General features: G+C 37.9%; 14 protein-coding genes. 1 reads left to right on the plus strand and 13 read right to left on the minus strand.

Going from position 1 to position 14,048, the window contains the following annotated elements; translation table 11 throughout:
- Both NYE73_RS13715 and acnA read right to left on the minus strand, forming a co-directional pair.
- The gene (locus NYE73_RS13715) at positions 1–1,491 is read right to left on the minus strand and encodes an S-layer homology domain-containing protein (RefSeq protein WP_115673673.1); all 1,491 of its coding nucleotides are present in this window, start codon (positions 1,489–1,491) and stop codon (positions 1–3) included.
- Between the two features lie 214 nt (positions 1,492–1,705).
- Positions 1,706–4,411, minus strand: coding sequence for an aconitate hydratase AcnA (gene acnA / locus NYE73_RS13720; protein ID WP_048393126.1), 2,706 nt, complete (start codon positions 4,409–4,411; stop codon positions 1,706–1,708).
- A gap of 1,178 nt (positions 4,412–5,589) precedes the next feature.
- Between acnA and NYE73_RS13725 the strand changes: the two genes are divergently transcribed.
- Entirely contained in the window at positions 5,590–6,750 is a 1,161-nt protein-coding gene (locus NYE73_RS13725; RefSeq protein ID WP_259950291.1) for a Ger(x)C family spore germination protein, read from the plus strand.
- Positions 6,751–6,807: 57 nt separating this feature from the next.
- Here NYE73_RS13725 and NYE73_RS13730 read toward each other — a convergent pair whose 3' ends face one another.
- Genes NYE73_RS13730 through NYE73_RS13780 form a run of 11 tightly spaced genes read right to left on the minus strand, consistent with a single transcriptional unit; the run spans position 6,808 to position 14,037 of the window.
- Positions 6,808–7,509, minus strand: a complete 702-nt coding sequence (locus NYE73_RS13730) for a peptidoglycan recognition protein family protein (protein WP_259950292.1) — start codon at positions 7,507–7,509, stop codon at positions 6,808–6,810.
- A complete protein-coding gene (locus NYE73_RS13735) occupies positions 7,509–7,775 on the minus strand; it encodes a holin (RefSeq protein WP_036079338.1) in 267 nt (88 codons plus the stop codon). Before NYE73_RS13735 ends, NYE73_RS13730 begins: the two co-directional genes overlap by 1 nt.
- Position 7,776: 1 nt before the next feature.
- Positions 7,777–8,109 carry a hypothetical protein gene (locus NYE73_RS13740; protein WP_259956375.1) on the minus strand — a complete coding sequence of 111 codons (333 nt, stop codon included), beginning with the start codon at positions 8,107–8,109 and terminating at the stop codon, positions 7,777–7,779.
- Positions 8,110–8,167: 58 nt separating this feature from the next.
- Positions 8,168–8,323, minus strand: coding sequence for an XkdX family protein (locus tag NYE73_RS13745; RefSeq protein WP_259950439.1), 156 nt, complete (start codon positions 8,321–8,323; stop codon positions 8,168–8,170).
- Complete coding sequence (locus tag NYE73_RS13750) at positions 8,323–8,541, minus strand: XkdW family protein (protein ID WP_259950293.1); 219 nt, start codon at positions 8,539–8,541, stop codon at positions 8,323–8,325. The genes NYE73_RS13745 and NYE73_RS13750 overlap by 1 nt, the downstream gene beginning before the upstream one ends.
- Positions 8,541–10,964, minus strand: a complete 2,424-nt coding sequence (locus NYE73_RS13755) for an Ig-like domain-containing protein (protein WP_259950295.1) — start codon at positions 10,962–10,964, stop codon at positions 8,541–8,543. The genes NYE73_RS13750 and NYE73_RS13755 overlap by 1 nt, the downstream gene beginning before the upstream one ends.
- Positions 10,965–10,966: 2 nt before the next feature.
- Positions 10,967–11,566: a hypothetical protein gene (locus NYE73_RS13760; protein WP_259950297.1), complete on the minus strand. Its 600-nt coding sequence runs from the start codon at positions 11,564–11,566 to the stop codon at positions 10,967–10,969.
- Complete coding sequence (locus tag NYE73_RS13765; protein ID WP_259419506.1) at positions 11,559–11,867, minus strand: hypothetical protein; 309 nt, start codon at positions 11,865–11,867, stop codon at positions 11,559–11,561. Before NYE73_RS13765 ends, NYE73_RS13760 begins: the two co-directional genes overlap by 8 nt.
- Positions 11,864–12,532, minus strand: a complete 669-nt coding sequence (locus NYE73_RS13770; protein ID WP_259419507.1) for a DUF2612 domain-containing protein — start codon at positions 12,530–12,532, stop codon at positions 11,864–11,866. The genes NYE73_RS13765 and NYE73_RS13770 overlap by 4 nt, the downstream gene beginning before the upstream one ends.
- On the minus strand, positions 12,525–13,703 hold the full coding sequence (locus NYE73_RS13775) for a baseplate J/gp47 family protein (protein ID WP_259950299.1): 1,179 nt from the start codon (positions 13,701–13,703) through the stop codon (positions 12,525–12,527). Before NYE73_RS13775 ends, NYE73_RS13770 begins: the two co-directional genes overlap by 8 nt.
- Entirely contained in the window at positions 13,681–14,037 is a 357-nt protein-coding gene (locus NYE73_RS13780) for a hypothetical protein (protein WP_259950300.1), read from the minus strand. The genes NYE73_RS13775 and NYE73_RS13780 overlap by 23 nt, the downstream gene beginning before the upstream one ends.
- Between the last annotated feature and the right edge of the window lie 11 nt (positions 14,038–14,048).

A 14,048-nucleotide genomic window follows, 5' to 3' on the forward strand; every position in this document is an offset into this window, starting at 1 on the left:
TTATTTACTTACTGGTGCTGTTTCTGATGCACTCAAATCCATTTCCTTTGCATTGTCTAGCACATCTTTTGGAATCGTAATTGTCGTTACCGCATTGAAATCATGATATTTGATCGTTGTTTGCTGTCTTGTTTTAATCGAATTGCCTTCTACTTGCATCTTTAATGTCATGTCCATAGCAATTTCTTCTACATCGAATGTTTCTTTATTAATCAATAATTTATATGTGAGACCATCAAAGGAAATATTGCCTAATTGTGCCTCTAGATCCGCTTCCATTCCTAAATCCATTGCGCCAAGCTGCTGCTTCACTAGCTCAGTGAATTTATCGCCAGAGCCTTTTAATGTTAATTCATAACGGTTTGCTGATTCTACTAATGTAAAATCTTCGGCAAATGCTTGTAGCATCTCCAATTGTTCAGTTGCATCTGGCTGCATCCCTGTTTGGCTCAGTACATCTTCAAATAATTGTTTCGGGAACTTTACCCAGGCCTTTTGTTCTGCCTCATACATATACATACCATCTTTAGCCGTCATATACATTTTAATCGGCAAATTAATCGCTTCACCACTTGTTGGATCTGTTAAAGCCATTGAACCATCAGCAAAGAATTGCATTGGCTCTGTAACAATTTCCATCTTCATGTTGCCTTTAGAATCCATTTTCATGGTTTCCTTACCATCGTTTGCCTCTACTGTCTGAGAAATCGTCATGGTAGCCTTCATGCTTTTTAGCTCTTTTTGCTTGGCTAATGTTTTCGTAAATACTTCCTCTAACAAAGCACTATCCTTTGTTGTAGTAGGTTGTTCTTCTGTTACTTGCTCCTCTTTAGGCTCTTCCTCTTTTACTTCTGTTGTAGGCTGTGTATCCTCAGCTAAGCCTAATGCGTTCACAATAAATGTTGCTAACTGACCACGAGTAACATTTTTATCTACACCAAATTCTGTGGCAGTAACACCCTTCGCAATGCCTGCCTCATACAGAGCTGTTACTGCATCTGCAAATGGACTATCTTGCTGTACATCTGTGAATGGACTTTTACCTTCTGCTGTTAAACCTGCAGCCTCTGCTACCATTACTGCCATTTGACCACGAGTAATTGTGTCATCTGGACGGAATGTATCATCCTCATAGCCTTGTACAACGCCAAGATTAACTAATGTAACAATCGCTTTATAGTATGGGCTAGATGAGTCGACATCCTTGAAATTCGGATTCTCGACAGCCGTATCCGTTGTAGTTAGATGAAAAGCACTTGCTATCATCTTTGCTGCCTGTCCACGTGTCACATCCTTTGAAGGCTTAAATGTACCATCTGGAAAACCATTAATGATGTCTGCTGCATGCAATGTAGAAATACTATTATAATGCGCATAATCCTCACTCACATCTGAAAATGGACTAGCCGCCGATACAGGTACTACCGCAACAGCAGTAACCGCCATTGCCGCTGTTGCCGCTGTATAAAACTTATGTTTTTTCTTTGTCATAATCAATCGTCCCCCGTTTATGTAAATTTAATGCTTACCTATTAATTTTAGCGAAAGAATTGGAAAAATGCTAGGTTCATTGGAAATTAAATTATAATTATCCATTAAACCCGTCATTTGGTGCTATTTATACATATTTTGGTCACTTCTATCCAACACTCTCTTAATAAATAAAAAAACCGACCTCCTAAGAGATCGGTTTTTATGGTGATGATTACTCAGCAGCTTTTGCGCGTAGAACCATTTGTAGGATACCACCATGGCGGTAGTAGTCTACCTCTACTTCTGAGTCGAAACGAGCTAAAGCTTGGAAAGTTTTAACTGTGCCGTCTTCAGATTTAGCAGTTACTGTTAAGATTTCACGTGGTTTTACGTTGTCAGTAATGTTAACAGAGATTTCTTCTTTACCAGTTAAGCCTAATGTATCAGCAGATTCACCTGGCATAAATTGAAGTGGAAGAACACCCATCATTACTAGGTTAGAACGGTGGATACGCTCGTAAGATTGTGCGATAACAGTTTTCACGCCAAGTAGGAATGTACCTTTCGCAGCCCAGTCACGAGAAGAACCCATACCGTAGTCGTTACCAGCAAGTACGACTAAGCCAGTACCTTGCTCTTGGTATTTCATACATGCGTCATAGATGTACTCTACTTCGCCTGTTGGCCAGTAAGTAGTGAATCCACCCTCTGTACCAGGAGCAACTTGGTTACGGATACGGATGTTTGCAAATGTACCACGCATCATTACTTCGTGGTTACCACGACGAGAACCGTAAGAGTTGAAGTCACGGATTGCAACACCGTTTTCAATTAAATATTTACCTGCAGGTGTATCTTTACCGATTGCACCAGCTGGAGAAATATGGTCAGTTGTGATTGAGTCACCGAACTTCGCCATAATGCGTAAGCCGTCTAAGCCTTTAATAGCTTCTGGCTCTTTTGCAAGACCTTGGAAGAATGGTGGGTTTTGGATGTAAGTTGATTTGTCATCAAATGTGTATAGAGACTCAGTTGATGTTTCAATTGCATTCCATTTTTCGTTCGCTGTGAATACAGTTTCGTATTCTTTTTGGAATAACTCACGGTTAACAACAGTACCTAATACTGCATTAACTTCTTCAGTTGAAGGCCAGATATCAGCGAAGAATACTTCGTTACCATCTTTGTCTTTACCGAATGAATCTTTTTGTAGATCGATATCCACTGTACCAGCAAGTGCATAAGCAACAACAAGTGGTGGTGAAGCTAAGTAGTTAGCTTTTACAAGTGGGTGTACACGACCTTCAAAGTTACGGTTACCAGAAAGAACTGAAGTTACGAATAAGTCATTTGCTTTAATTGCTTCTTCGATTTCAGGTAATAATGGACCTGAGTTACCGATACATGTTGTACAACCGTAACCTACAGTGTTGAAACCGATTTGGTCAAGGTATGTTTGTAAACCTGAATCTTCAAGGTAACCAGTAACAACTTTAGAACCTGGTGCTAAAGAAGTTTTTACCCATTTCGGTACTGTTAGACCTTTTTCTACAGCTTTTTTCGCCACTAAGCCCGCAGCAATTAATACGTATGGGTTAGAAGTATTTGTACAAGAAGTGATCGCAGCAATCGCAACAGCACCTGTTGGAATTTCTACATCGCCTTCAGCGAATTTCGCTACAGAAGTTTTTTCGAATTCATCTTCTGTTAAACCGAAACCTTGTGTACCTTGTGGTGCCACTACTGCTTCTTTGTAACGAGAACGCATTTGAGATAGTGGAATTAAGTCTTGTGGACGTTTAGGACCAGAAAGGTTTGGTTCGATTTCAGCTAAGTTTACTTCTAAAACGTCTGTGTAAACTGGCTCTAATGTTGGATCGAAGAACATGTGGTTCGCTTTTAAGTAAGCTTCTACAACCGCAATGTGCTCTTCGTCACGACCAGTTAAACGCATGTAGTTTAATGATTCTTCGTCGATTGCGAAGTAACCACATGTAGCACCATATTCAGGAGCCATGTTAGAGATTGTCGCACGGTCAGCTAGTGGTAATTTAGATACGCCAGGTCCGAAGAACTCAACGAATTTACCAACTACGCCACGTTGACGTAATACTTGTGTTACTTTTAATGCTAAGTCAGTAGCAGTTGTTCCGTTTGGAAGATCGCCAACTAATTTAACACCGATAACTTCTGGAATTGGGAAGTATGAAGGCTGACCAAGCATACCTGCTTCAGCTTCGATACCACCTACGCCCCATCCAAGAACGCCGATACCGTTGATCATTGTTGTATGAGAGTCAGTACCTACTACTGAATCTGGGAATGTTTCGAATGTGCCGTCAGCATTTTCGTTTACGTGTACAACTGGAGCTAAGTACTCTAAGTTTACTTGGTGAACGATACCTGTTGCTGGTGGTACAGCACGGAAGTTATTGTAAGCAGTTTGAGCCCATTTTAAGAAGTTATAACGCTCAGCGTTACGTTCAAATTCTAGGTCCATGTTTGCTTGTAATGCAGATGCATTACCATATTTGTCAACTTGTACTGAGTGGTCAATTACAAGGTCAACTGGAATAGCAGGGTTGATTTTGCTTGGGTCGCCGCCCATTTCTTTCATTGCAGAACGAAGAGATGCAAGGTCAACAACTACTGGTACACCAGTAAAGTCTTGTAATACAACACGAGAAGGTTTGAATGGTACTTCTGCCTCTGGGTCAGCACCGTTACCCCATTTTGCTAATTCGTTTACGTGTTCTTCTTTAATTACATAAGCATCATATTGACGTAAAACAGATTCTAATAATACTTTAATTGAGTAAGGAAGGTTTGAAACTTTTGCAACGCCAGCTTTTTCAATCGCAGCTAAGTCATAGTAATTGTAAGTTTTACCATTCACTTCGAATGATGCACGGCTGTTGTGTAAATTACCTTGTGCCATTTGCGGATCCCCCTAATATATCTTTTTGAAAAGGCTTTAAAAATGTGTAGCATCTTTTCTCCAATACCCATGATAGCGCATTTATATTCATAAGTAAATTACATTAATATTATCTTTTTTGATAAGCATAACTTATGACCTTGGTTTCTATCCTGATATTTTTAATTTTTTGATGTGCATAATATCAAGGTTTTGTATTAATGAAGGTTTCTATACCTGTCTAACGAAGCCTATCTAAATGTATTTAACTGGGGCACTTTTTGGGGCACTTGCTGGGGCACCTGTAACTTTTTTTAAAATGGTGCCCCAGTTCGTAAAAATGTAGATAAAGAAGGTTTGGACAGGTACTCTCTTATAAGGAATGAGCGATATAAATTCCTTTAAAGTTAATATTATTTCTTTGCCACTATCTGTGGCATTTTTATTTTTTTAAATACAAACAACATTCTACTATATTAATACATTTTTATTATTACAAATAACTACCAAGAGAGTAAATACATTATGGAGAATTCTTTTATTTGACACTTTTTAATTCTCTAATAATTAGTAGGAGGTGTAGATTCTTCAGAGGATAATATTTATAAACCTGATAATTTACCAAGGCTGGCCTAAAGAAACACTTTATCGCCGGTAATTTCTCTCGTTAATATTCTTGGTTGTAAGACCAAATCAACCAAAAGTCCTCAATCCTGTTTTATCAACGGTTTGAGGACATATCTCATCACTTCATCTTCTACAAAAGTTTTAATAGCTGTCATAATCACACTGTAATGATTTGATGGCCATATCAAGTTTTATATACACGTTTAGTACCAAGTGATCTTCTCTTTTAATCATCATCGTCTAGTAAGGAAGCTTTTTGGATCTGATCAAATGTAATGCACTTCACTTAAACTATAGCTAAGTTCCTCAAGATCAAACTAGTCACGTTCAAGGTGTTTAGGTGGTTGTTTCAGTTTTTCGGCAACCATTTTAGCTGGATCTTTTTTCTTTGACTTTGCTATTTTTATTTCTCCTGATAAGAACGTTTGTTTGATGCGTTATAGAACTAACGATCTGTTTTATCAACATACTGTTATTTGCCTCCCTAGTACAAAAGTGTTTTTTTATAGTTTAGAACCAAAACTGTAGGCGAATACTAAAGTTACACTTTATTAATAAAAGTAGGCGAAAAAATGACAATGAATAAATTATTATTTCTTATTTTATCCTCTACTCTGCTCCTGGCAGGCTGTTGGGATGTAACGGAACCTCAAAGAATGTACTATATCAATGCCGTTGGGGTAGATTTTGAAGACGATAAATATAAAGTTTACTTACAAATTATCAATTTTGCTGATGTAGCTAGATCACAGCAATCGGGCGGTGATGTTGAACCTGCTGAAGTCGGGTATGCTGAAGGTAAAACAATTGAAGAAGCGATTTATAAATTGTATCGTTCATCTGATCAAGAGATCTTTTGGGGGCATATGAGATACCTAATATTCTCAGAACGTGCCATGGAAAATGAACGAAGCATTCCTGTTATTGATACTTTTATTCGTTTTCGAGAGACAAGATATCATATCTGGGTCTATTGCACAAAGGATCCTATTAATGAATTAATGCTAGTAACACCAATATTGCGAAATTCTATGACAGCTTCAAAGTTAAGTAATCCACTTAGTACTAATAAACAATTATCATTTGTTCAACCTATAAATTTGAGGGAATTAATTATTGGTTTAAATGAACCAAGCCATGAGGTTAGTATACCTTATGTGAAAATAATGAAAAATTGGGAAAATGATAAGGAACAAATGGAGGAAACCACTTTTTCTGGCATAGGTATTCTCTCAAAAGATGGGGTTAAAGGTTTTATTACAGATTCCTCCGCAAGAGGGAATCAATGGATGAATGAAGAGACAAGTCGGGGAGAAGTCACAATTAAAATAGAAGGTGGTGAAAGGGATTATCTAACTATCGATTTAGATCATTTAAATCTCGAAGTTAAACCAATTGTTAATAAAAACAATCAAGTTCAATTTGAAGTTGATATCAAAATACAAGGAATACTCAATGGGTTTAAAGGGAAAATTACTACGGATGAAGTGAGAAAAAATATCGCTAAACAAATAGAAAAGGAAATTAAAGAAACGTATCAAGAAGGTCTAAAACTAGATGCTGATGTATATCGTTTATCAGAATATCTATACAGGAGTAATGTAAAGGTGTGGAAAAAAATCGAGCATAATGGAAAAATACCTTTAACGGAAGATTCAATAAGTAAAATAAATGTTGATGTTAATAAAATAAATCCAGGAAGAAAAACTTTTGATGAGACAATTGAAGAATAAAAAAGCCCGTTACCTTAATTGGTAATGGGCCTTTGAATTACAAGAGAGCTGATATTATCATTTTACTTCGTATAATTTTGTTATTTTACTTTCATTGTTATAGACAAGCTTTAAATTTAACAAATCCGCAATATTACGTACTTGAACATGCGTCCTACCATCTATAATCACAGCTGGAATAGTTTTTGTATCATTAAACATAACTTTAGCTTCTGTAATTTGAGCCCTTTTTACTTCCTCCAAGCCATTTAAAATGTCTAGCTTGAATTGTGCCTCGGAGATTCCCATACTCGCTAAATAATCATAAGGATCTCTATGAGTTGTGCCTTTTAGATTGTCATTAATCCATCGATGGGACTTGATACCGTTACCTGCCCCATCCAATACAACTGGTATACCTGCCTCTTTTGCAAGTTCTCTCAAAAGCCAAATATAAGCTGCATAATCTTTTTTAAATTGTTCTTTGTCATTTGTTCGAGCCAACTCAACCTGTGCGTAGCTAAGTGGATTCCCTTTTGGACCACAACCATACTGAACACGATTAACTGGCGCAATTTGCACGATACGTCCTCCACCACCTACCCAGTGGGAAGTGAATGCCTTTGCTTTATTTCGGTTCATATATGCAATTTCATTTTCTAATGCGTTCGGTCCACAATTATTTGGATTGCCAGACTCATGAGCAATTACATATTTAGCGCTATCTAAACGTACATTCGGTAATCCAGACATTAAACGTTTTTCAATTAAATAAGACATTACTGCTCACCTTCTTTTTTAGCTGCTTTTAGTAAATCAAATGTTCCTGATGCTGTTAATCCTGCAAAAAATCCAGCAATCACCATTACATAGAGTGGGTAGCTGGCTAAAGGCCATAACACCAAACCAATAAAAATACCAATCACTACAGATGTGATTGGCATGTATTGGGTATTTAGATTAAAAGTCTTTTTAAGTACCTCTGCAACCGCTAAGACAATTGCAACCATTCCGATTGCAATCATAAAAATATTTGTTAAATCCATTTTACGCACTCTCCTTGTTATAAGTATGTTTTTCAATACGGTCAACTCGACCCTCTAATGTCGAAAGACTTGAATGAATTCCTTCTAATGCATTTGCTGTCCTTTCTTGTGATTCATTAGAACGTTCTAAGTGTGTCATTAATGCTTTTTCCCGTTCTTTTGATTCGTCACGATGCGATTGATCTAGTTGTATTAAATAATTGAAAATGTAACGTCCAGCAATCAAAACCGCGATTATTAATATGATTGACAAGTAAATCCACGGATTTGAACTATTGGCCACTTTTTCAGCTATACCCGCCCCTGTTATTACTAAAAGCTCCACTGTCCTCACCTCAACATAAAAATTTGAAAAGCCCTCACATCTATCTATGAAGGCATAAAAAATAACGCTAAGCTTCTGCCTGCGTCTCAAAATCTTGTTTTGTTATAGCTTTGTATTGTTCTGGTGTAATCTCACCAAACGGATTTGTATCAGTTTTCACTGCAATTTTTAATTGTTCAGCAGTCACCCACTTGAACATAAAAGCGATTTGCCAAAACTCCATCATTCACCACCACCCTTCATTATTGAAATTACATCTAATTTTACTTGGGTTAGCTGTGAACCTAAGCTATTAATCAGGAGGTCTTTTTGTATATTCTTCATTTTTTCTTGTGCCAGTTGTTCACCTAAAGACATTACTTGATCTTCTGTAGTAGGTATTGAACCCACTTTTTCAAGCGGACCCCATGAGCCATCAGGTAATCTTCTACGTCTTTGCATTATTCAACCACCCCCATAATTAAATAAACATTATTGTCAATATTTATGTTGGGTCTAGTTGTGGTTAATTTAAGGATGATATTGTCCTTTGGTTCTACAGTTTCATGGTAGTATTCATCTTCCACAATCCCATCAGTAACAGGTACGATGTTGTCCGGGTCTGCTTCAAGTAATATATATTGCTCCTGCTCGCCAACCAATGTCATTGATAATTCAACTTTTAAATCCAATTCCTCGTCACGTTGAACCCATATTAAAACGCCTCTTGCTGAACCTTTTGGAGGAGAAATTTTATACCTCGCTACAGATTGCAAAATAGGCGTTTTCAATTCATTTTTATTGAGTTTTATCGTTTTACTTGTCTTAGCATCGTAATTGTCGATTACTTCAATAATTATTGTATTTTCATTGACTACGAGTTGGGCAAGAGAAACCTCAAATTCCCAAGCACCACCTGCTCCGTTGTAAACTTCAACTGGATTAGCCCCATTAATTCGGTAGTTTACTTTAATGTTCGAATTAGCGTCTTGATCTGATGCAGTACCACTAATTTTAAATTTATCAGTATTAATAATTCCGCTTGGCACCACTGCGTCGATAGCTAATAGTGGGGCTCTGTTTGGAACGACATAAAATGTTCGCTCTATCGTTGCAGATTGTGCTCCCTCATTATCTACCGCCCAAACCTTCAATGTGTGTGGTACACCTTCTGCTAATGTATCTGTTAATACTACCTCGCCATCAAACAGCTTCCCACCTTTAAAGGTTAGTTGTTTGGATAAAGTAATTTGAGTTTTACTTAGATTTGTTGCTAAGACTTTCCTTTGTTCACTATTGATTTGGTAATACACCGTTACCGACTGATCGGCATCGTCATCATAAGCAGTACCTGCGATAGTAAAAGTGTCATTTTCATACAAAGTAGTGTTTTCTCCAGGACCAGTTAATGAAACTGTCGGTGCTACATTGTGTTCGATTTCAAACACTTCCGAATATACATAGTCAGAATACACATTGTTTGTATCTTTAGCTCGTACTCTTAATTCTAAAGTTTTTAGTGTCTTATCTGTAGTGATTGTTAAGCTACGAGTAAGTGTATTGTTATATGGTAATGGTGTCCATGCACCTGTAGTGTTGTATCTGTAATCTACTTCGTAAAGTGATAGATTAGAAGCATTTGAAGCTCCAAAAGTAATAGTAGCAACCTCATTCGGCTTAAACTTTTTACCTGTTGTTGGTGATGTGAATGGTTTTGGTGGAGCAATTGATTGGTTAACGCGTGATTTTCTCACATACCAAAAACCGTCCGTGTGTTTACCGTCTATCGGGTATGCTGTGGCGCCCCCGATAATGCCGTTTTGTACTAATGAACCACGAACATCTTGTGTAGTATACGTGTTTTTACTAGCATACTTTAAATATACTTTTGTACCTGTATAACGGTTACTAGTGTTACCTGTACCGCTAAATGAAGGTAATTGATAACGAGCAACGTACGAACCGTCAAATGCATAGTTATATATTAATGCTTGGTCGGTAATAGAAACGTTGTCTCCCCATAACTCCCCTAGAAAATACTTATTCGTTGCTGGATTAAATCCGTACGCTTTTCTTAAAAGTGCAGGCGTTACATCTTCGTCGTAAACATACTCCCATGGCGCGGTGTCTTGATAAGTCCTTTTAGCGTCAACGTTATATTTATCGTAGTAGTATTGCGGCGGTTGCACAGTATACAAACTACTCTCACGATATGAACTTTCTAATCCTGCCGAATCAACAGCTTTAACACGCATTTTAAGGCTAGTTGCTGTTGGAATAGTATACGTAAGACTGTTTGCTGTAGTTTCCCCAACCTTTGAAAATGCCCCCCCATTTATAGATGCTTCCCAAATGTATTTGGATAGATTACCTTCTGCATCTGATGCAGTCCCTACAGCAAATACCTTTGAATCACCTATTTCGAGATTTCCTGATGGTTGTGTAAATGCTCCTGGCATGGTTGGTGCTGTGTTTACTACTGTCCCTTTGACATACCAATAACCGTCCGTATGACGTCCGTTTGCCGGATATGTGCCATCTTCTGCCACAATGTTGGATTGTACTAGCGAGCCTCTTGAGTAGGTTGTGCCTGTTTGTGTTTTCTGAACACTTCCCCACGTTTCATAAATTACATTGTCATGCGAGCCGATGGTGTGTCTAATGAGCGCGCTGCCTGACTCGGTGTATACAGTACCGTAGCTTGTGTATTGTTGGATTGTAAGATATGAACCACCTAATACAATTTTTCCTGATCCGTCTATGCTATACGATGTGTAACCACTAGCACTAGTGTAACCGCTGTTGGAACTTGCGGACCATGCAACGTTATAACTATAAGTAGGCGTTGAAACCACATTATATTTGACATAATAATATTGCACCATTCTTATACAACCTCCACTAATTCAACGTTGAACGTTTGCCAATCACCGACACCCATTTCAGCATTTGCGGTATCGATTGCCACATTACTTCGAGCCACTTTTGCACCTTTTTTGTATGCATTTTTTAGCGCTTGAACCGTAATTGTATCTGTACCAATTGCTGTAATCACTACATCTTCTGTTCCCACGTCATCAAAAATAGTGCTCTGTGTAAATGGTTTAAAACCATCCACACTAGCCACTTTTAAAGTAGTTGTGCCCATTTCAACAGCCTCGATAATATCCGTTAGTGTTTTGTCCAAACTAATTTTGTTTGAGCTGCCATCTAAAACATCAGCAAAAGTTCCACTGTTGCCAGGCACACGACCATCAAGTTCTAACTGAACGCGCATACGCTCCATCTGACGATACATTTCAATTAAAAAGCGATAGGCATTATAAATTCCCCACTCAAAATTGTTTGCATATTCAGACATGAATGGTGTTCCATCCTCAATAACTTCACTAGTTACTGGGTCAGTAACATCATCATGCCATTGGGTGCGGTCATATGGATTCTTCTTAAAATTTAATGGTATTTCACCATTCATAAGATTACGCATTTTCTTTCACTTCCTTTGTTTCAATTTGTAGAGGAAATGCAATTACATACCCTTGAACGCCTTTTTGGTAGTTCATGGTTTTCACATACAACTCACGACCGTAGTTGTCTACCAATGCAGCACGAGTTACTAAGCCTTGTTCCATCGATAACTTTACATACTTTCTCAACCCATACTTATTACTTGTATGATAGATTTCTTTATCATGAACAACACCATCAATAGTTACTTTTGCGCCTGCAACCATATCACTTAAATATTTTTGCACTAACTCAATCATTATTGGCTGTATCTCATTCATTGACTTGTACCCCCTGCTCTAAATCGACCACAAATACGGCTATTTGTTTTAAAACCGTAAATACCATCAATAACATTAATAATTTCTTTTCCTAACGCTCCATGCGTTGGTGCTGTTTTAAAACGGCTACAAATTTTATAATTTATCTGCCATGCATATGTGCCGGCATGTAATAAAATAAATTCGTTCAATTCATTTAAAAGAATGTAAATGCCTACCCCTGCTGTTTTAATACGCTTCACTAATGTATCCGGTATTGTTTTAGCTGAAGCACGAATGTTGAGTAATAGAGTAGCTGGCTCAAATTCTTTCCAACCTTCCTCAAAGCCAATGAAATCATTACCCATATAGGCGTCCATAATCTGGTTCATAGTGTCAATATCACCCTCAGATAGATTGAGAATGCATTGAATTTTAATCATTTTGCGATATTCTTCATCATCCCAACCCCCACGAGAAATTCCCTCATCTTTGCCTAAACGATCTAATCCATATCCCTCTGCCTGATCTACATCCCAATATTTCAAAATTGTTTGCTGTATAGCTAAATTTTCAACACCATTTTCTGCAATAATCGAAAGTAATTTATAGTTATTACTATCTTTTGCTCGAGTAAAATGTCGTGGCATACGCTCCAATAAAGTTTGTAATCGTTGATTAGACAAGGTTTAACACCTCAATTTTGGATTCGTCTGTTTCTGCAACTTCGGGAAATGCAATGACCACATTATCGGGCTCATAAGTAATACCATCTATTGAAAACTCTACACGGACATCCTCAACTCCATCTATAGATAACACACGTGCCTCGGCTTTTGTACAAACGACATCTTTGCTCATACCTACACCATGATGCAACACACCATCGTATGTACCACCAATGTATTTGACTACTTGTCCAACGACCAAATCATCACCGTTTAGTGGGAATTGATTACCTTTTTTGATATATACCTTTACGTAAACACTGACTGTTGTAGCCCGTGTAAAACCGATTTCATGCACGATTCCTCGATTATCTGTAAATGTATATATTGTAGAGCCATATGCACGTATACCACCGCCCTTTTTACGGAATATAGCCATTGCTACCTCTTCATCTAAACCACCAAGTACAACCGTTTCAATACTGTGTGGCGGGCGTCCTTCTGCATCTTCAACATTAGTGTCATTTTCAATTGTGATTGCAGCTCGTACCCCCTCCACTTCATCAAGAACATTTGCTTCGATAGACTCTACACGCCGAGCACCAACTTTTCCAAGTGATGCATAGTAACGATCCTGCAATTCTGCATCCGTTTCTTCATCTTGCCCATTAAAAAAAGCATCTGGATTCGTTACCGAATTGATGCCACTTTGTGGGTTCACAATTATACTTATATCTCCTGTCTCTACATTGCCTATAGCTCCGTATTCAAGCGCCTCAACATTCACGCGGTAGTTGCCATCTTCCACTGCATCTATAGCATCTAATGCTTTAAAATATACATTGTATTTTGTACGAAACAAATCACCGGTGTTAATCTTTGCTCCTTTGTCTAAATTGACGATGACCTCTCCAGAAGCTTTAATCCACCTTTTACGAGTAATTAATGCACGTTTAACGTTAGCTTCTAATGTTGCTCCTTCAGAAGTATCAACAAAACGAGCATTATATACCATTTCAAGTTGCTCATTATCTTCTGCCCTTTGTTGGGCCTGCAAGTGAATCATTTTACCAACGGGTGTACGATCTGATAAATCAGCATCCTCCCCATATAAATCCCGTGCTTGTTCCTCAATCACTGGCAAATAATCAGCCGTTCTTTGCCGTTTAAATCCCGACTTGGTTAACACTTGCCTCCCCTCCAATCTCTCTTCCTTCTAAAGTTCTTACCCTAAAATTTATTGTAAGATGTCGTTTAATACGATTAAACTCATAGTCAACACTTAAAACCTCAGCTACGCGTGGTTCTTGGTATAAGCAATCATGCATGGCTTGTACTACTTGCTTTTTATTGGGTATTTTTTGTTCAATGACTATGCGTCTAAAACCGTGATTATTATTGAACATCCATTCCCCAACGACCGTGCGTAACAAATGCTTTAAATTCTGTATGAGCTGCTCATCACCATGTACAAGCTCATTGAATACCCAATCACCATCGTCATTATACTTAAACGTGTGCATACATCTCTCCT

It is taken from the genome of Lysinibacillus sp. FSL K6-0102 (assembly GCF_038003545.1).
Lineage (GTDB): Bacteria > Bacillota > Bacilli > Bacillales_A > Planococcaceae > Lysinibacillus > Lysinibacillus capsici.